The organism is Marinilactibacillus piezotolerans, from assembly GCF_900169305.1.
GTDB classification, from domain to species: Bacteria; Bacillota; Bacilli; order Lactobacillales; family Carnobacteriaceae_A; genus Marinilactibacillus; species Marinilactibacillus piezotolerans_A.
On sequence record NZ_FWDP01000004.1, the window covers coordinates 820,295 to 838,880 of the forward strand.

At 38.9% G+C, this 18,586-nt stretch carries 18 protein-coding genes and 1 riboswitch; of the genes, 3 read left to right on the plus strand and 15 right to left on the minus strand.

Features of this window, described 5'->3' with window-relative positions; all coding sequences use genetic code 11:
• Positions 1-429: 429 nt before the first annotated feature.
• From B6F02_RS07735 to B6F02_RS07755, 5 genes are all read right to left on the minus strand, one after another.
• On the minus strand, positions 430-2,187 hold the full coding sequence (locus B6F02_RS07735) for an ABC transporter ATP-binding protein (protein WP_080146783.1): 1,758 nt from the start codon (positions 2,185-2,187) through the stop codon (positions 430-432).
• A gap of 3 nt (positions 2,188-2,190) precedes the next feature.
• Positions 2,191-3,948: an ABC transporter ATP-binding protein gene (locus B6F02_RS07740; protein WP_080146784.1), complete on the minus strand. Its 1,758-nt coding sequence runs from the start codon at positions 3,946-3,948 to the stop codon at positions 2,191-2,193.
• 534 nt (positions 3,949-4,482) lie between these two features.
• Positions 4,483-4,818, minus strand: coding sequence for a PTS sugar transporter subunit IIB (locus B6F02_RS07745; protein ID WP_080146785.1), 336 nt, complete (start codon positions 4,816-4,818; stop codon positions 4,483-4,485).
• Between the two features lie 93 nt (positions 4,819-4,911).
• Complete coding sequence (locus tag B6F02_RS07750; RefSeq protein ID WP_080146786.1) at positions 4,912-5,922, minus strand: Gfo/Idh/MocA family protein; 1,011 nt, start codon at positions 5,920-5,922, stop codon at positions 4,912-4,914.
• Positions 5,923-5,962: 40 nt separating this feature from the next.
• Positions 5,963-6,817 (minus strand): metallophosphoesterase, encoded by an 855-nt coding sequence (locus tag B6F02_RS07755; RefSeq protein ID WP_080146787.1) that lies wholly within the window; start codon positions 6,815-6,817, stop codon positions 5,963-5,965.
• 198 nt (positions 6,818-7,015) lie between these two features.
• Between B6F02_RS07755 and B6F02_RS07760 the strand changes: the two genes are divergently transcribed.
• The gene (locus B6F02_RS07760) at positions 7,016-7,255 is read left to right on the plus strand and encodes a hypothetical protein (protein ID WP_080146788.1); all 240 of its coding nucleotides are present in this window, start codon (positions 7,016-7,018) and stop codon (positions 7,253-7,255) included.
• A 174-nt stretch (positions 7,256-7,429) separates the two neighbouring features.
• Here the strand turns inward: B6F02_RS07760 and B6F02_RS07765 are convergent, their stop codons facing one another.
• From B6F02_RS07765 to B6F02_RS07785, 5 genes are all read right to left on the minus strand, one after another.
• The gene (locus B6F02_RS07765) at positions 7,430-7,696 is read right to left on the minus strand and encodes a hypothetical protein (RefSeq protein WP_143745253.1); all 267 of its coding nucleotides are present in this window, start codon (positions 7,694-7,696) and stop codon (positions 7,430-7,432) included.
• Between the two features lie 504 nt (positions 7,697-8,200).
• Positions 8,201-9,538: a mechanosensitive ion channel gene (locus B6F02_RS07770; protein WP_080146790.1), complete on the minus strand. Its 1,338-nt coding sequence runs from the start codon at positions 9,536-9,538 to the stop codon at positions 8,201-8,203.
• A gap of 152 nt (positions 9,539-9,690) precedes the next feature.
• The gene (locus tag B6F02_RS07775) at positions 9,691-10,566 is read right to left on the minus strand and encodes a DegV family protein (protein WP_256864671.1); all 876 of its coding nucleotides are present in this window, start codon (positions 10,564-10,566) and stop codon (positions 9,691-9,693) included.
• Between the two features lie 24 nt (positions 10,567-10,590).
• The gene (locus B6F02_RS07780) at positions 10,591-11,235 is read right to left on the minus strand and encodes a hypothetical protein (protein ID WP_080146791.1); all 645 of its coding nucleotides are present in this window, start codon (positions 11,233-11,235) and stop codon (positions 10,591-10,593) included.
• Positions 11,236-11,276: 41 nt separating this feature from the next.
• The gene (locus B6F02_RS07785) at positions 11,277-11,564 is read right to left on the minus strand and encodes a DUF503 domain-containing protein (RefSeq protein WP_256864672.1); all 288 of its coding nucleotides are present in this window, start codon (positions 11,562-11,564) and stop codon (positions 11,277-11,279) included.
• Between the two features lie 223 nt (positions 11,565-11,787).
• Between B6F02_RS07785 and B6F02_RS07790 the strand changes: the two genes are divergently transcribed.
• Positions 11,788-13,104 (plus strand): ClC family H(+)/Cl(-) exchange transporter, encoded by a 1,317-nt coding sequence (locus B6F02_RS07790; RefSeq protein WP_080146793.1) that lies wholly within the window; start codon positions 11,788-11,790, stop codon positions 13,102-13,104.
• Between the two features lie 317 nt (positions 13,105-13,421).
• Positions 13,422-14,351: a DUF368 domain-containing protein gene (locus B6F02_RS07795; RefSeq protein WP_080146794.1), complete on the plus strand. Its 930-nt coding sequence runs from the start codon at positions 13,422-13,424 to the stop codon at positions 14,349-14,351.
• Positions 14,352-14,448: 97 nt separating this feature from the next.
• Here B6F02_RS07795 and B6F02_RS07800 read toward each other — a convergent pair whose 3' ends face one another.
• The 5 genes from B6F02_RS07800 to B6F02_RS11010 all read right to left on the minus strand — a co-directional run bounded on the left by B6F02_RS07800 (position 14,449) and on the right by B6F02_RS11010 (position 18,268).
• Positions 14,449-14,658, minus strand: a complete 210-nt coding sequence (locus tag B6F02_RS07800) for a YwbE family protein (protein WP_080146795.1) — start codon at positions 14,656-14,658, stop codon at positions 14,449-14,451.
• Positions 14,659-14,694: 36 nt separating this feature from the next.
• Positions 14,695-15,198: a DUF305 domain-containing protein gene (locus B6F02_RS07805; RefSeq protein WP_080146796.1), complete on the minus strand. Its 504-nt coding sequence runs from the start codon at positions 15,196-15,198 to the stop codon at positions 14,695-14,697.
• 17 nt (positions 15,199-15,215) lie between these two features.
• A complete protein-coding gene (locus B6F02_RS07810; protein ID WP_080146797.1) occupies positions 15,216-15,749 on the minus strand; it encodes an O-acetyl-ADP-ribose deacetylase in 534 nt (177 codons plus the stop codon).
• 145 nt (positions 15,750-15,894) lie between these two features.
• Positions 15,895-17,628: a Na+/H+ antiporter NhaC family protein gene (locus B6F02_RS07815; RefSeq protein WP_080147406.1), complete on the minus strand. Its 1,734-nt coding sequence runs from the start codon at positions 17,626-17,628 to the stop codon at positions 15,895-15,897.
• Positions 17,629-17,763: 135 nt separating this feature from the next.
• Positions 17,764-17,934: riboswitch (Lysine riboswitch) on the minus strand.
• 175 nt (positions 17,935-18,109) lie between these two features.
• Entirely contained in the window at positions 18,110-18,268 is a 159-nt protein-coding gene (locus B6F02_RS11010) for a hypothetical protein (protein WP_179128548.1), read from the minus strand.
• Positions 18,269-18,586: the final 318 nt, after the last annotated feature.

An 18,586-nucleotide genomic window follows, 5' to 3' on the forward strand; every position in this document is an offset into this window, starting at 1 on the left:
TCTCACTGTATTCATCCTTTATTCTGCATGTTATTCAAATCTCTAACCGATAAGTCGTCGAATCAAGTCATTATTCCACACGTTATTCTCAATATAGATCCGTATCTCGTCGAATACGCATCTTATTCCACACGTTGCTTTAAATTTATCTTCGTAAGTCGTCGAATCCTGTTGTTATTCTACACGTTATTTTCAGTATAGAACAGTATCTCGTTGAATCTATCCTCTATTCACCATGTTACTTCACTTATGCAACGCTAAGTCGCTGAATTTCCCCTTTATTCTACATGTTATTTTCGAGAAGAATCATTAACTCTCCGAATCCTCCCTTTCGCCCTCGTATTATTTTAAAATCTAACCGTACCGCTCTTCACTTTTCTCCAAAAACAAAAAGGAATGCTGAGACACTGCTCAACATTCCTTTTAATATTATGAGACCATTTTTACGCCTTTTTTCTGCATTTGGTACATTTCTGCGTAGGCGCCTTTTTGTGACAGCAAACTATCATGGTTGCCTTGTTCGATGATTTCTCCTTGATCCAATACTAAGATCTGGTCGGCATGTTGGATCGTAGATAGGCGGTGAGCGATGATGAATGTCGTTCTGCCCTCTTTCAACACGTCCATGGCATGCTGGATGATGTCTTCTGTTTCAGTATCAATGGAGCTGGTTGCTTCATCCAGGATCAAAATCTTCGGATTAAAGGCTAAGGCTCTGGCAAATGAAATCAATTGCCGTTGACCGGAGCTTAAGGTGCTGCCTTTTTCGACGACCGGTTCGTCCAGTCCTTTTTCAAATTTTTCCAGCATTTCTTCTCCGCCGACATCTTTCAATGCTTTCATTGCGGTTTCTTTAGAAATATTAGGATTGTCCAATGTGATGTTAGACAAGATGGTACCCGTAAACAAGAATGGATCTTGAAGAACGATCCCCATTTTTTCTCGAACGGACTGTCTTGAATACAGCTTAGTATTCTGTCCATCTATTTCAATGGTCCCTTCTTGCGGATCATAGAATCTGAACAGCAAGTTCATGATTGAGCTCTTACCTGATCCTGTATGTCCGACTAAAGCGACGGTTTGTCCGGGTTCAGCAGTGAAATCAATTTGTTTCAATACTTGTTTTTCTTCATTATATCCGAATCCGACATTTGTAAATTTCACTTGTCCATTTGTCATGGTCATTTTTTCTGAAGCATTCTCTTCGGGTTCTTTGTCCAGCAGCTCAAATACTCTATCTCCAGCTGCAATGGCTTGCTGTACAAATGTCATTTGCTGAATCGTTCCTTTGATCGGTTCATACAAACGACTGATATAATCGCTGAACAAGTAGAGCATCCCGACTGAAACACCTAACGTACCGCCGATGAATTGAGTACTGAAATAGACGAATACAATTAATAGGGTCAGTCTTCTCAGCAGATCGGCTACTGTAAATTGGAAGCTGGCATCGAGTATCACGTATTTTTTCATGACGCCGTACCATTCTTCATTGATTTCTGAAAACTCTTCTTCAATCTTGCCTTCTTGTTCAAAAGCTTGAATAATCGGCATACCCTGGATCGACTCGTTTAATTTAGCATTGATATCTGAGTTTAAGTCCCGTTCTCGGCGATTATATTCACCTGCATATTTCGTATAAATCTTGTTCCAGAAATAAATGACTGGGATCAATAGCAATAAGAGCAATCCAAGCGTTTGGTTAAAGATCGTAATAGCCGCGTACGTTCCGACGACATACATGACGTTCATCAGGATTTGCCCGATTGCAGTAACGTAAAAGCGCTGGCGAAGAGACTCCGTATCATTAGTGATTCGGGCTACGACTTTTCCAGCCGGCAGATTATCAAAGTACTGGACCGGCATTTTTTGAACTTTTTCATATACTTCATCACGAATCATTTTTACGGAACCATTAGCGGCTTTCATTCGAATGATTTGGCTGAAGTACCTGAGTACAGCTGTAGAAAACATCAAAATGGCATAAATGATGACCAGCTGCATCAGTACAGGACCGAATGCTTCTCCACTTTCGGCGGCCGGTGTAATGACATTATCAATGATTCTTTGTGCAATGATCGGTGCACTTAAATCTGTGATGGTTGCAAAAAGCAGTAATAAGATACCGATTCCAAACTGCCATTTAAAATATTTCATATATGAGAGGAGTCGTTTGACTGTTCGCATAAATTATTCTCCTTCCTCATCTATTGATTCTTTGGACTTGATTTCTTGTCGGAGGAACTGTTCATAATACCAGCCTTGCTGCGCAATCAGTTCATCATGCGTTCCCCGTTCAATGATTTTCCCATTATCCATTACAATGATTTCATCGGCTTGTTTCACTGCTGATAATCTGTGTGTAGTGATAATGGTGGTTTTGTTTTTTCTGACTTCCTGGATATTTGAAATGATATTCTGTTCCGTTTTGGCATCCACTGCTGATAAGGAATCATCTAAGATCAGTATCTGCGGATCTTTCAGCAATGCTCTTGCGATTGAAATTCTTTGTTTTTGACCGCCTGAAATGGACATACCTTTTTCACCGATCAATGTATCTAAACCGCGCTCCATTTTTTTCAAATCTTCTTCAAATGATGCGTAGCGAATGCTGGTCATAATTTCTTCATCCGTTGCACCCGTTTTACCAAAGCTGATATTTTCACGGACACTGCGGCTGAACAAAACGTGGTCTTGCGGAACATACCCGATCAGACGGCGCAAGGCCGGATCTTGATAGTGATGATAAGCATTTCCGCCCATATTGAAGGCGCCTGAACCAATGGGATACTGATTCAGCAGTTGACGAATCAATGTTGTCTTTCCTGAACCAGTTTTCCCGACAATACCCAGCATTTTCCCTTTATTCAGATCCAAATCCAGGTTTTCAAGATTGATGGATTCACTGGATCCATAGGTGAAGTTAAAGTGATTAAACTCAATGTCTTCTACTTCTGATATATCTGCTTTTCCATTTAGGTTTACACCATCAGTTGCATCCATAATTTCTTCTACGCGGCGCATTGAAGCACTACCCTGACGCAAAATCAAAATCAGTTCTGAAACGGCAATAATCGGCCAGATTGTCATCCCCAAGTATAGTTGGAACGCTACAATGTCTCCTACCGAGAGTGCTCCAGATGCAACCAGGAAGCTGCCGTAACTTAATGCAACGATTACACTGATGCCTTCAAAAGTTTTGACTGTCGGTCCGAATATCGCACCGGTTTTTGATACTCGATTATTTTTCTCGTATAAATCTTGTGTTTGCTGTTTGAATTTATTGATGAAATCTTCTTCTTTAACATATGCGCGGATGACTCGTGTACCGTCCACCATTTCCAAAACATCATCATTGACTTTAGAAAATGATTGCTGTGATACTTCGAATTGTTCATCGATTTGTGCACCCATTTTTCTAAATACCAGAATAATCGGAATCAGCGGCAGGATCGTAGCTGCCGTCAACGTCCAGCTGACAGATACGCCCATCATCACGATGAGTACACCTAGATAAACAGTAGAAGTCATCAATACTTCCATTCCGTAACCAGCTGTATCTGCTAAGGCACGTATATCCTGCGTTCCGCGGGCCATCAGATCCCCTGTTCTGAATTGTTCAAAATAAGGGGCACGCATCCTTAATAGGTGACGCATCATTTTGCTGCGCATTTGTTTTTGAAGTTTGTAAGCTCCAGAAAATAGTCCGAATACCCAAGAAAAATCTAGTAGGTACGTGATAATAATGAGTGCAGCAAATGCAATACTGTACATTTGCAACCGCTGGGTATTCATTGCTCCACTGACAATATCATCGATTATTCTACCAACAATGTAAGGAATGGTTACTGCACAAAGATTCCCTAATCCTAAGGCGATAAATGATAATATGTACTGAAGAGCATTTTCTTTGAAAAAGAATTTCAGTTTTTTGATTACATCGAACATAACATCTTCCTCTCGTCCTTTTCCTCAAGTGAATGAGGTAGTTGTGTGACCCTAACTTTTTTGTAATTGAGTGCAAAAAAATACAGTCTACCCCTCGAAACTCGAGAAATAGACTGTGGTCACTATGTGTGTTCCTTGAGGTTTTCTATGCGTGCACACTGACACTCATCACTCAAAAAACAAAACTACCATTCTATTTGGGAAAAGGAGGTTTTTGGTCGTAAAATATTAACGTATAATGAATTTAGACTCAGCTGCAATTGAGTAATAATTAAATTTTTCATGATGCAGCGCCTCCTTTCTATGTATGAAATAAACCATTATAATTGCTATTGCTAAGGTAAAGTTAAAATAAATCACTTAACAAAATTTACTATACACAAATTCAATTTCAAAAACAAGCCTTTATTTTAAAAAAATTTAAAAAGTTAAATATGTCCCTTTTTAAAACTAGTTATATTTCATAAAGTGTTCAATTTTACAGTAAAAAACGCTTATGAACCAACGTCGATCCATAAGCGTCTTTCTTATTCTTTATTGGGAAAGTTCTCCCGTTTTACTTACCTGCATGGCTTTTTCTAATATTTTTTCTCCGTTTAGCATACCGTAATCCTTGATCTCTATCACGTCTACAGCAATGTTTCTTTCTTTCAATGTCTTGGTGTATTTGGATCTCATGTAACGAACTTGAGGGCCCAAAAGCAGTACATCAATTTCTCTGGTTGCCAGTTGAGCCTGGGCATCACTAGCAGATACAGCCGTTATAACCGCGTCTATTCCCTTTGCATCAGCAGCTTTTCGCATTTTAGAACTCAGCATTTTAGAACTTAATCCTGTAGCACAAATCAACATGATATGTGTGGCAGCCATATTCCTTCTCCCCTTTATGGAATCCCCTTGACCCTTTCACTGATACACGTCATCGAATGCTGGATAATCAACTATATCTTTATTTTACCTTATTTACTGCTTCCCGTCATTAAAAGACAATTTTGCACTCGTTCTTAGTTTAAACAGCGTACGGTTTACGGCTTTTCCTAATTCTGTCCACTCTGCCAATTTTTCTTTTGATTCTGGTTCTTCTTTCTGGTTGATCACTTTAGCAAAAGCTTTTGCTTCTTCATAGAGTGTGTTCTCAGCTGCTGGGTGAATGTCCACTTTAGATTCTGATCCATCTTGAGTACTGATTTCTTCCAGCGCTTCGATTCCTACCACGCCATTTAATCTCAACGTTTTTTCGATACTGTAAATTTCTGATGGCAAGGTGGATGTTGCCGTTTTTCCAAAAATCAATGTGATGTCAAAGTCAGTATATCTTAAAATCGCAGTTCCTTTACCATCAACTCCTGTGCGAACTTTCTGAGCAAAGTAATGCGCTTCTTCAGGCTCTCCAAACCAGCTGACCGCTGCATATAACGTATAGATCCCAAGATCCATTAATGCCCCGCCGGCAAATTTCGTAGAAAAGATATTCGGTTCTTCGCCTTCCAGTACCAGATTGTACCTTGAGGAGTACTTCATATAAGTCAAAGTCGCTCCTTGAATACTGTCCAGCTGACTGATTTTTTCTTTCACAGTATGAAAGTTATCTTCGTGAATATGTCTGGCTGCTTCCACAAGGACCAGATCATTTTTTTCAGCAAGCTGACTGGCTTCTTCCCACTGATCAGGATTGGTAAAAGCCGGCTTTTCAACGATGACATGTTTCTTGCCGTTCAGTGCCGCCATCGTCTGTTCAAAATGCAGTCCGTTTGGCGAAGCAATATATATGACATCCAGGTCCGGGTGTTGGACAAACTGCTCAAAGTCATCAATATACTCTTCTGCATTAAATGGTTTCCCAAATTTTTCCGCTTTTTCTTTTGTTCTTGAATACACTGCTTTTAATGTATACGCCTCCGTATCCAGCGCCGCTTGAACGAAAACCTCGCTGATACTGCTTGTCCCGATAACACCTAACTGTAGTTTACTCATATCATCGCCTCTTTCATTAATTATTTTAGTTTGAAATCCTTTAATTTAATGTAATCAATACTAGTTCCGGTCGGTTATTCAATCTGAAAGGAAAACTGGAATTCCCGATACCTCTTGTGATGATCATTCTTTTTGAAGCATCTTCTTCATCTGAGAAAATACCGTAGTCATATTTCGGTAAAAATCCTTGTCCCGGGGCAAATGCTCCTCCTATAAAAGGCACTCTCATCTGACCGGCATGGGTGTGCCCAGCCAGTGTTAAAGCAGGAGCTTTGGTTTTATCGTCCAGATATTCTTTGAAATGTTCCGGACGGTGCGCTAATAAAATCTTGGGCTGTTTGCTCATTTCTGGCGTCAGCTCAATATATTTCAGTCTCGGTCTGGGAACTTCTGCCGTTTTGGCACGTTCAGCGAGTCCCATCAGCACAATGCCGCCTTCCTTTTCTCCAAAATCAATCCATTCCGCCTCATCTAAAAGTATTCTTACCCGGGACGTATTCAATACAAAGGTTAAATCTTCAAATTTTGCCGTCTGGATATCGTGATTGCCTGTTATAAAATAAGTAGGGGCAATCGATGTCAATCCATCACATAATTTTCGTATTGGTACATCCGTTAAATCTTCCAGACCAGCTTGAACCAAATCCCCAGTCAATACAATTATATCCGGTTCACAGTCTTTAGACTTTTGGATGATTTGTTCAATATAGCCCTTATTGTATCGAGGTTTTAAATGTATATCAGAAAGATGCAAAATCTTTTTCCCTTTTAAATTTGTATGTAACTTGGGAATCGTTACTGTGTACTGATTTATTTCCAAGTAATAATTCTGCAGATAAAGGTATATCAACAATCCAATACTGAATACTACTAATATAATTAAAAGCCAATCCATCGTTCTTCCTCCTATGCTCCCTCTAGTTTACCATATTTATTGGTTTATTCTTATGAGAATCGATCGGCAGCATATCTATTTTCCGCTTATATTCTTCTTCATTGTATCACAGAATCGTTTCGTAAGCGCTTTTTAATTTTAGATGATACAATAGAAATAGATTTGCGATGAAAAGAAAAAACAGAAAGGTGGATAACGATGCCAAACTCAGATGATCCGTTATTTAAAGGACCCTATCCATTAGGAGACCACAGTGATCAAAACGGTCATATACCTGACCGTGATAAATCCTTATTAGGCGATGAAAATTTTTCGGAAATGAATCACAATGAGGAAGAAACTCGTCCAGAAGATTTTGAAAAATTTGATGTAGACAAGATCGACCAACTGGAAAAAGAAAAAGAAGAAGAACGCAAAGATAGAAAAGAACGAGAATAACGAAAATAAGAAAATATTCGAAAAGATCAATAATAGACTTATCATTTTATAAGCACTTAAACTTCGCCATCCAATCTCTATATACAGCAAAAAGCACAATCGGCTTATATATCTAGCAGTTAGATATATAAGCGATTGTGCTTTTTATTGAGACCTTGCCTCATCTTTAAAAGATTATTTATTTAATCTTAAGTTTTCAAATGAAATACTTCTGATCAATTTACGGGCGCTGCAGGCTTCTTCCATCAATGAAACTGTCGCAACTTTCATCGCAAATAAATCTTCTAACCCTAATTTGTATTTACTGAGTACAGAGTCCAAAGGACAATCGATTTCACCATCTGCATTTTCCAAAATCTCATTGTCTTCAATCAGCAATTCCCTTGACTCTGTAGCGGTTTCTATGACATAAATGAATCTTTTTTGTTGTTCTTGCATCACTTTACAGCCTACTCTCTTAAAACAGTCATAAATATCCACAATATTTTTTGCAGTTTTTTAACGAAGCTCCGTTCATCGCTTATCGATAAATAAAATTATACAACAATCTTTATTAAATGTCTGTGTCCATTTTGCGACTTCTTCTAGTTCACAGTTGGACTATTGTTTCCACTGCTTATCTAACAGGACTCGTCAGCAAATATTCTACTGTATATTCATAAGATATTAACTAACACTTCACTTTACAACCGCTTTATCCTATGTTGGCGTGGCGGCTTTTGTTCATAATGTAACCGCTGTATTCAGCGTCTTTAATTAAGTTAAATTTGAATCAACAAGTTCAAATGTTTTCAATTTTTGTCATTTCTGTGTCGATTTTTTATGGATTAATCAACTGTAAAATGGTCGCTGTAAACAGCAAAAAAAACACGACTTCCCTTATTAGAAAGCCGTGCTTTATCCACCTCTATATCATTAGAAACGATCAGTCATCTGTCTATTTCCTTATTGAGGTTTATTTGGTTTTTTTGGTAAATCTGGTTTTGGGTCTTCATTTTTTGATGCTTTTGGCATTGGGTTGTCCAAGTTTGGTTTTGCGTTCGGATCTCCAGTTTTTTGTGCTTCTTCATCAATTTTTTGATCTAAACGGTGTAATTGTTTCTTAGCAAATTCTCGTCCGCCTAAACCGAATGATAGTGCAAAAGCAACAGCTAATCCACCAATGATAAAGATGAAGGCATATTGAACGATTTGAGAAGCAAAGTTCAATTGATCAAGTGCCATAAAGATTGAAAAGACAATCAAGATATATTTCGTTACAAGTCCAGCCATCATGCTGCCTGTTGTACTCTTGATTGCAGAAGCTAACAATTGGCCTCCGATAAACCCAAGTCCAATAATAATCACTGCGAACAGGACATTTGGAAGGTAACCAATCACTACATTAAGAATCTGGTTCAACATTTCAAGATTTAATGCATTCAATGCTTCAACTAAGAAGAACAAGCCAATTAGTACAGCGACAGTTTGTCCAATAATCTTCGCAAGATCAATATTCATGTTGCTGGATTTTTTCATATAAGAAGTATATCTGTTGACGCCTGTACTTTGCAGCAGATCTGTCAGGATATCCCCAGTAAACTTAGCAATAGCAAATCCTACTGCAAGCAGAACGATTGCTACTAAAATGTTTGGAATCGCTGAAAGAATTGTGTTCAAGACAGAACTAATCGGTTGAGCGATCGTATCAATGTTCAAGACGTCCAATGCTACAAGTATAATTGGAATCAAAATCAAGAAGTAAACGATATTTGCAACCACTGAAGCAAGTGTACCTTTATTTTTCTGGATGTTAGGAGAGTTTTCACCTTGTCCAGTTAATTTAGAAAGATGCTTATCAATGTTTGCAGCCAATAAGATGTTATACACCAGATTCTTAACAAACTTAGCTGCGACAAATCCTACTGCCAATACAATTGCGGCTGCAATCAGACTTGGCAAGAAGTTCAGTACAGTATCCATCATATTTGTGATTGGCTGACTGATTGAATCTAACCCGAATGCAGAAAAGATTGCCGGTAAGAATAATACCCATACTAGATAATAAGCTACTTTGCCTAGTGTATCGACCATTGATGGTGATGAACCATCTGAATCTGAATTCCACATTTTCTCCATGTGCTTTCCAGCACCTGTTGCTTTCAACCCTTTAGTAACTGCTTTACCTACTAATGTAGCAATAATCCAGGCCACTAATATAAGAATAATACCCGAAACTAACTGCGGTAAATAGTTAATAAACGATTGTAGTGCATTTTGGAACATGTCTCCTATGTTCTCCATTTGAACCTCTCCTTTTTGTTTTTTTCTTAACTACTACTTAGTATATAGACAGTGTTTTCTGTATACAAATAATACGCTTATACACAAAAAAACCATCCAGCACGTTGATGCAGGATGGCTTTTTGTGTAATTTATTTTTATAGTTTGTATGTTTATTCTTCTATATACAAATATGTTTCCGGCTCCTCATCGAAGTAAAAGACACCGACGCCTCCGATTCCTAGATGGGCTGCCAGTACTGCACCGATATCAAAAATCTGCGTAGAGGCATTGGGTAAAGCTTCTTTGACCATCTCTTCCAATTTTTGAGCAGATGCCAGATCATTAACATGACTAACGGTAACAAGTTGATCATCAAAGGTTCCGACTCCCTGTTTAACGTCTTGGATGATCTTTTTATAGATTTTTTCTTTTCCTCTGACCAGTTTTTTAACGATAATACCCGTGTGATCGACCGTTAGATAAGGTTTAATGTTTAAGGCAGTTCCAGCTGCACCGGCTACTCTTGATAAACGCCCGCCTTTTACCAGCCAATTCAAGTCACTCAATGTGAAATGATAGCGGATATGCTTGGCATTCTTTCGTGTCTGCTCAACAACGGTTCTAAAAGGCACATTTTGCTTGGCCATTTCCATTGCCTGAAGCGCCAGTAATGCACCTCCACCAGATCCGCCGAGAGAATCTACAAGTTCAACATTCATCTCCGGGTGGTTGGTTTTATACTCATTGATCAGAGAATGCGCCACTTGGAAAGTACCGGAAAATTGGCTGTAGATAGAAATATAGAGAACATCTTCTCTATTTCTTCGGCTTTCTTCAAGAATATCCAGTAAAGACTGTGGAGAGATTTGAGAAGTCTTCGGAAGAATGCCTTGTCTCATATATTCATGAACTTGCTCCAGTGAGATCTCTTTTTGATCCAAGAAGTCTTTTTCATTAATGATGACGCTAAGCGGAAGAAATTGATAATCATACCGTATTCTCATAAATTCATTTTGGTCAATTCCCGAGTCTATTACGATGTTCAAGGTAGATCCCTGCTTTCCTTCAGATTATTGATCAGATAATTGATCATTTATAATGTATTCAATCTCCTGAGGTGTCAACTGTTCTGTGTAGTAGCGATTCCAGACAGTGGAAAGATATTCTGGGGATACATTCCCATATATGTTCTCAGCATTCTGTTTCCATTGATGCAGAAGTGCATAAGATCCTGCTTCTTTATTGAATGTATCCCTTACTGCAGCACCTTCTTCAACGACTTTCGGATCCAGTTCGATAAAAGCTGTTTCTACCTCATCTGTACTCGTATCATTTTGTGTAGATTCCCAAAGTTCATCTGGAATGACCAGCACCAGCAAGTCGTCTTGCTGATAGACAAAGAATATTCCTTTGTTGATCAGGGGAGCTAGCCTTTCTAATTGCTCAACATTGCTGAAGCCTGTCGCTTGTTCCATTTCACTGCTGAATTTATCCAGCAGATCCATAACGACTGGTTTATAAAACTGTTCAAACTTCAGTTGAATGTCTTCAGTAAGTGTATTGATCAACACTTCTTTTTTCGAGCTTTTTTTGATCTCACTTGCAGCTTCTCCTGCTAGTGCCACCAGTTGCGGCTTGGTATAGTTTGCTAATGATCCTGCTAGTGACGTACTGATTTCTTTCGTTATGATTGGAAAACTTGCCTGCAGTTTCACGTTCATTTCATCCTTTACTATAAACTTGACCTATAATATGATTAATATTCCATCATTTCTGTTTCAATGATCTCAACTTCATAGTTTGCTTCTATAAAGTCAATAGTTTTACGCAGCACTTTTTCACAAAGTACGCGATTATTTCCGACGATTCCAATACCGATGACTGCTTTATTCAATGTATCCAGCTCGTCGATTTCAGCTGTACTGACATTATATTGATTGCTTAATTTGTGAAGAATACTTTTAATGACACTTCTTTTGTCTTTTAAAGAATAAGCGTCAAATAAAAGTATTGTCAGCTGCATGCCCATCAATACCATTATCATCCCTGCCTTTTATGTTTGAAAAGTGGCAGTATTCATAAAATGCCACCCTCTTCTTTTAGACTATTTAGACTTGTTTCAACTTAATTATCATACCATATTTTTTATTCTTGTAGAAATTGAATTCATAGAATGTAAGCTGTCAGGTAAATAATTTGTGTTTTTAGTCTATCTTCGATAGTTTTCAATATAGACGCTATATTTTATCTCAGCAAGGAGACCGACAATGAAAAGCTCTCGTACATTTAATATAGAAAAATTAACTTATATTGCACTGGGTATTCTGATTGGATCAATAGTAGGATTGGTGATCAGTGTATTCCGTATCATCGTCGTCTTCTTTTTAAACCACTTAGGAAGCTGGTATCAAATCATTAAAAGTGATCCCCCTCTTTTAATCGGGTGGATTTTATTCATGACAACATTAGGACTCATTGTTTCAAAGCTCAGTAAAGATGAACCGGATATAAAAGGATCAGGTATACAAAATATCGGCGGTCAGCTTTATGACTTATTTGAAATCAACTGGTTTTCTGTAATGTGGCGCAAGTTCCTCGGCAGTCTGATTGCTCTAGGAGCAGGACTGGCTTTGAGTCGAAGAGGCCCAGCTATTCAGGTTGGCGGAGCGATCGGTCAAGGCATTAATGCTTTCATAAAAGGTGACTTAACGCAGAAAAAAATCTTGATTTCTGCTGGCGTGAGTGCAGGCCTTTCTGCTGCGTTTAATGCTCCGATTTCAGGGATAGTATTTATTCTGGAAGAAATTCATCATAAGTTTTCCAGTATTTTACTGCTTTCCGCTTTCTCTGCATCTATCATGGCAAATTTTGTTGTATTGAAGATTGTTGGTCTCAAACCGCCTTTGCAGATCGAAACCTTACTGCAGTTTCCGATCGAACACTATCTTCATTTAGTCATTATGGGCATAATGCTTGCTGTTGCTGGAAGAATTTATCAAGCTTCGCTTCTATTTACGCCCAATTTATATCAGAAATTGCCGATTCCTTCCCACTATCATGGTGTTATTCCATTTCTGCTGGTTATTCCAATTGGTCTTTTTCTACCTGATCTGCTTGGTGGCGGAACCAGTGTCATTACAATGATCACTTCGACACGTTTTCCAACGATCGCTTTACTGGGGATCTTTCTGGTTCGTTTCTTGTTTTCTCAGTTGTCTTATGGTTCTGGCTTACCAGGCGGTATCTTTATTCCAGTGCTCAGTATTGGTGCACTGATTGGAGGAATTTATGGGAACGGTGTATTACATTTTACTGGGATAGAAGATGCTTTTATACGCAGTTTCATCCTTTATGCCATGGGTGGATTTTTGACAGCTGTTACGAAGTCTCCTCTGACCTCTATAATATTAATGATCGAGATGACAGGCAATCTTGCTCAACTGATGCCTCTGGCTATTGTCGTGTTAAGCGCTTATATCGTCGCAGACTTGATGGGCTCTGAATCGATTTACGAAGAATTATTGAATCAAAAACGCGCGTCTCTTAGTGCTTATCCAGATCGTCCGGATTCTTCAAAAAATTAATTATCAAAGTTCTTTAATCTGTTTCTTTAAGCTTCTATGGCTTATCACTTTCTGGATTATTTAAGTTAAAGTTTCTATTCATTCGTATCATTCAGATTTAATTGTTCCTTATTTTGATAAATTTATCCAAGTTTCATTTTTAATGCATCGTTTTGATTCTTAAAATGGCGAAAGTCTTTCTTGTTTGTCTTATTAAACGATAATCGTTTCAGTATTTGTCATCCTTCTTTTAAATTTTTCCGGATTCTTTTCGTTTAATTGTGATAGAATGTAATCTGTGTTCTAAGTTCTATATTCATAAGTTAAAGGAGAAGATTATGCACTATATATGGATGATCATTAAAGGAGTTTTCATTGGGATCACGAATGTCATACCAGGCGTTTCTGGCGGCACTATGGCTGTTTCATTTGGTATATATGATGATGTGATTCATGCAGTTACACATATCAAAAGCGAGTTCAAGTCAGCTAGTAAGATTTTAGGACCATTATTTATTGGAGCTTTGATTGGGGTTGCTGGTTTTTCATACTTCATCGAATTATTGTTGGAACAGTACACATTGGCAACGGCGATCGCTTTCATCGGCTTGATTTTAGGCGGTCTGCCAATTCTCTGGAGCGCTTTCAAAGAAAGCATGCAAAGAGAGCAGCAACAGCTTAATGTTATTCATGGCTTGTTTTTTCTGTTCTTTTTTGGAATTGTGGCATGGATGGCTTTCGTCGAAACCGGCGGCAACACCGGACAATCAATTTCTTTTAGTGTTGGCCATATGATTGCCATGTTTTTAGTCGGACTTGTCTCGGCAGCGGCAATGGTCATACCTGGTGTCAGCGGATCTTTACTGATGCTGATCCTTGGCTACTATTATGCTGTAATTTTTGCAATCAATGGATTTACCGAAGCATTGTCAGCAATGAATTTTGATGCATTGTTAACTTTCGGTACGCTGCTTGGGGCTTATGCTTTAGGTATGCTGTTTGGAATTATTCTGATCAGTAAGGCAATTGATTATTTCTTTAAAACAAAACCGACATATACCTATGCCAGTATTTTAGGGTTAGTTGTCGCTTCACCGATAGCTATTTTAACGAACACCAATTCTCTAGCAGATTTTCAGTCTGACAAATCAATCTGGTATTTCTTGATTGCCTTAATTTTAGGCATTGGATGTTTCGTATTAACGTTCGCTTTAGGAAACACGAAAGATACGGGTGCTTCAGTCGAGCCAGCTCAAGCTGCCGACTAAAAAAAGACGCAAACTTGGTCAGGTACTGTTCAGCATTTGCTGATTCATTCCTTTCAAGTAAGCGTCTTTTTTTAGTTGATTTCTTTTAGTCTATTAGTTATTTTTGATGTTCTTTTACTATTTCCTGGACTCGTCCTACTTGATCTCCCTCTTCCAGCATTACTTTAATGCCATGCGGATGAGTAGGACTGTTAGTTAAAATCCGCTTAACATGCCCTCTTGTCAAGTTCCCAGAACGCTGATCTTTTTTCAAAACAATATCAACTAATGCGCCGATTTGAATATCCGCTCTTTTTTTACCATTCATGAGTTGCTTTTGCCTCTTTTCTATCTTTCTGTTTTCTTATTCAGCGTTACTCGCTGATTTTCTCGTGCTTGCTTGATTATCCTCTTCTTCATCTTCATTTTCAAGGTCTTCGATCAATTGATTCATTTCTTCAATTTCACTTCTCTGTGCACTAATGATATCATCAGCCAGTCTTTGTACCCTCGGATCAGAGATGTTCGCACGCTCACTTGTTAAAATGGCGATAGAATGGTGCGGTATCATCGCTTTCATATATGAAACATCTTCCACTGTCGTCTGACTTCTAACCAGCCACAGTGATACACCGAATACCAATGCAGATACTGCAAGGATGATCCCGTTCAATTTTTTATTTTTGTACATTTTCCACATGAACAGCATCATGATGACTGACATAACTGCTCCCATCATAATGGCCATGTAGATTCTTGTTTCACTTAAATGAATATGAGCGAAATCGAAGACGTTCAAAAACATTAAAAAGTACATAATAACTGTAGATGTTAAAATCATTAATCCAAATCTGATATATTGTTTCATGTTTCTCCTCCTATTAATTACGAATGATATTTATTATTGGCTTTAATAGCCGCCAGTTCCGTTTCATACCGCTGTTTTGTGTGAGCATCAAAAGCCACAAGTATAACTTGCTCTATCGTTGGGTAAGAATTAAGGCTTTCATTGATGGTTTTAACGGCAATTTGTGCAGCTTCTAAAGCCGGATACTGATAAATCCCCGTGCTGATCGCCGGGAATGCGATTGTTTTGATCTCATGATCTGCGGCAACTTTTAGTGAGTTGCGGTAACAGGCTGCCAACTGTTCTGGTTCCCCTTGGTTGCCGTCTTTATAGGCTGGGCCTACAGTATGAATCACATAATCTGCCGGCAATTGGTACCCCTTTGTCAACTTAGCCTCTCCAGTTTCTGCACCATTCAATGTCTTACATTCTTCTTTCAATTGAGGACCAGCAGCTCGGTGAATAGCACCGTCGACTCCGCCGCCTCCAAGCAGTGAGTGATTCGCCGCATTTACGATGGCTTCCGCTTCCAGTGTTGTAATATCGCCTTGCCAAACCTTTATTTTCTCCATTTCCACACCTCCTCGCTTATCTATTCTGCTTCTATGACGTTAACTTTATACTATATCCTTAAGTAATCATGAGCAAACAAAAAGCTTAGACAGAATGAGCAGAACCGCTAAAAGGGCTTCTCATTATGCCTAAGCTTATTAGGTTTTATTCTATTACTTCTTTACTGAGATTTTCCGTTGTATCTACTTTACTGCCGAGCAAGTAGACCATAGCGACTACTGCTGCTAACGTAAGCGGCAGAGATAGCCAGATACTCAATCCCATAGCTACCGGCAAATATCCAAATAAAATGGAGATCCCGCCAACGGACACTGCATAAGGTATTTGTGTTTTCACATGATCCAGTAAGTTTGAACCAGCACCCATTGAAGATAAAATCGTAGTATCCGAGATTGGAGAACTATGATCTCCAAAAATCGCACCGGTTAACACTGCTCCAGCTGACATAATGACAAACTGCGGATCTTCAGGGCGCATTCCTGTGGCCAATGGTATTGCCAGCGGCATCAAAATCCCCATCGTTCCATAAGAAGTTCCTGTGGAAAACGAGATAATGGCACCAAGCAGGAAAATCACCGTTGGCAAAAGAACTGACGGCATCGTATCACCAAGCAGCGATACTAGATAATCAGCCGTGCCTAACTCGTTCATCACACTTGATAATGACCAGGCAAGCAACAAGACAACCCCAGTGATCATCAGCGTTTTCATCCCATTGACCCAAATTTCGATCCCTTTAGCAAAATTGAATATTTCCTGTGACACACCCATAACCATTGCAATTATACTTGAAATCAGTGCTGCCTGAAATAGTACAACAGAAGCATCTGAAGCGCCAAACGTTTCTCTAATCGTACTGAAAGAGAAAGGAGCATTGGAAATGCTTTGTGCTAGTGCAGCATTGTCGCCGCTTAATATCGCTGAGCGGCCATTCATGTAAAATCCGATAAAACTAAACAAAATCAGACTTCCAATTGGAACTAATGCATTCATAATAGAAGCTTTTTCATTTACCATGCTCTCTTGTTCTTCTTCGCCGCTTTCAACTTCTGAATCTTCTGCTATCAGCAGTCCAGTATCTCTAGCGCGTTCCTGTGCTTTTTTCATTGGACCAAATTCTCTTAATGTAAGGGAAGTTACAACAACAAAGAACAGCATCAGAATGTTATAGAACCGATAAGGAACGGTTTCTAAAAAGATACCATATGCATTGACATTTTCACCTATTGATTGATAGGCATCGTTGATCAACCCTACTTCATAACCGATCCAAGTAGAAACTAACGCGATCCCTGCAATTGGTGCTGCAGTCGCATCGATCAGAAATGCTAACCGTTCTCTTGAGATGTTCACTTTATCTGAAACCGGCCGCATGATTGGACCAACAATTAGAGCATTGGCGTAATCATCAAAGAAAATCAATACTCCGAGTGCCCATGTGATCAATTGCGTACTGACCGGCCCTTTAGCTTTTTTAGCCAAACTTTCTGCCACTGCTTGAGCACCGCCCATACTCGTAATCAGTGCAATCAGTCCGCCGATCGTCATCACTTGTAGAATGATTCCCGCATTCCAAGGATCCGCTAAAGACCCTAAAATATAGTCAACGATCGCTGTAAATCCGTTGATCAGCGCCATCAGCATATTTTCTCCCATAGAGAACTGAATGATGATTGATCCAGAAAAAATGCCTACAAATAAAGACAAAACCACATTTTTTGTAACAAACGCCAACAATATAGCTAGGATCGGCGGTATCAATGTCAACCAGCCGATTGATCCAGCCATGCTGGCTTCTACCTCTTCCGCATGAACTGTCTGCGGTATTAACCATAAGATGCTCATCAGAATCAACATACCCCATTTTAATCTTCTCATACCTCTTTTTACTCCAATCATCTCTTTTTGTTTCGACGCTCTCAAACGATCGAAAGGTGCAGTATACTCTCTATTTTTGCTCAAAAAAAAGAGCATTCAAGGCCTTATCACCCTAAATGCTGTTATCTCTGCACATAGCTTGATAGTGCTCCACGAAATTCGTGACAGTTGCCCGCTTCTTCAACGGACCCCCAGCAAAATGGTTTGACGAATCCACCCTGCTTCGGCAAAGAACCCTTTCTGATCCCTTCATCGGCTGTCCGCCTCCAGCATCATACTGATTTTCCCCGCACCTCTATCTGTATTTAATTACCTAAAATAGTTTACAAGGAAATTAAAGGGAATGCAAGGGATGATTAGAATTTGTTATATTTTGAAAATGTCGTTCATCAGTTTACTGTTCATTCTGACTTTAGTTTAGGAATCCCTTTAACTTGTATATCCTCATGTTTAGGTCTGACGGATCTTATACTAGGTATTCTTAAGATTTGGCATTTTTTGATTTTAATGCTGAGGATTTGTTTCTATTTTCTGGACTTTGTCTATTTTTCATTTTGAGTAAAGAGAATTTTGCTTCTATTTTCGGTACTCGCTCTCTTTCCGCTTTGAGTACGGAAAATTTTGCGCTTATTTTCGCCACTCACCCTATTCCTAACTTTGAGTACGCATAATTCGGCTTCTATTTTCGGCACTCATCTTCTTTCCATCTTTGAGTACCTAAAATTCCGCTACTATTAACAGCACTCGTATTCTTTTCTGTTTTGAGTACGAAGAATATCACGCCTAATTTTGTTACTCATGCCATTTCCTGTTCCGAGTTCAAACAATTCCTCTCCTATTTTCGGCACTCACACCTTTTTCCACTCTGAGTTCAAACAATTCCTCTCTTATTTTTGCTACTCGAACCCTTTCCTACTCTGAGTTCAAACAATTCCTCTCTTATTTTTGCTACTCGAAC

What these genes read in the sequence shown, in the direction of transcription:
- B6F02_RS07735 (WP_080146783.1), bottom strand. Translation starts at nt 2,187, where the DNA reads ATGCGAACAGTCAAACGACTCCTCTCATATATGAAATATTTTAAATGG.
- B6F02_RS07740 (WP_080146784.1), bottom strand. Translation starts at nt 3,948, where the DNA reads ATGTTCGATGTAATCAAAAAACTGAAATTCTTTTTCAAAGAAAATGCT.
- B6F02_RS07745 (WP_080146785.1), bottom strand. Translation starts at nt 4,818, where the DNA reads ATGGCTGCCACACATATCATGTTGATTTGTGCTACAGGATTAAGTTCT.
- B6F02_RS07750 (WP_080146786.1), bottom strand. Translation starts at nt 5,922, where the DNA reads ATGAGTAAACTACAGTTAGGTGTTATCGGGACAAGCAGTATCAGCGAG.
- B6F02_RS07755 (WP_080146787.1), bottom strand. Translation starts at nt 6,817, where the DNA reads ATGGATTGGCTTTTAATTATATTAGTAGTATTCAGTATTGGATTGTTG.
- B6F02_RS07760 (WP_080146788.1), top strand. Translation starts at nt 7,016, where the DNA reads ATGCCAAACTCAGATGATCCGTTATTTAAAGGACCCTATCCATTAGGA.
- B6F02_RS07770 (WP_080146790.1), bottom strand. Translation starts at nt 9,538, where the DNA reads ATGGAGAACATAGGAGACATGTTCCAAAATGCACTACAATCGTTTATT.
- B6F02_RS07785 (WP_256864672.1), bottom strand. Translation starts at nt 11,564, where the DNA reads ATGATAATGGTATTGATGGGCATGCAGCTGACAATACTTTTATTTGAC.
- B6F02_RS07790 (WP_080146793.1), top strand. Translation starts at nt 11,788, where the DNA reads ATGAAAAGCTCTCGTACATTTAATATAGAAAAATTAACTTATATTGCA.
- B6F02_RS07795 (WP_080146794.1), top strand. Translation starts at nt 13,422, where the DNA reads ATGCACTATATATGGATGATCATTAAAGGAGTTTTCATTGGGATCACG.
- B6F02_RS07800 (WP_080146795.1), bottom strand. Translation starts at nt 14,658, where the DNA reads ATGAATGGTAAAAAAAGAGCGGATATTCAAATCGGCGCATTAGTTGAT.
- B6F02_RS07805 (WP_080146796.1), bottom strand. Translation starts at nt 15,198, where the DNA reads ATGAAACAATATATCAGATTTGGATTAATGATTTTAACATCTACAGTT.
- B6F02_RS07810 (WP_080146797.1), bottom strand. Translation starts at nt 15,749, where the DNA reads ATGGAGAAAATAAAGGTTTGGCAAGGCGATATTACAACACTGGAAGCG.
- B6F02_RS07815 (WP_080147406.1), bottom strand. Translation starts at nt 17,628, where the DNA reads ATGAGAAGATTAAAATGGGGTATGTTGATTCTGATGAGCATCTTATGG.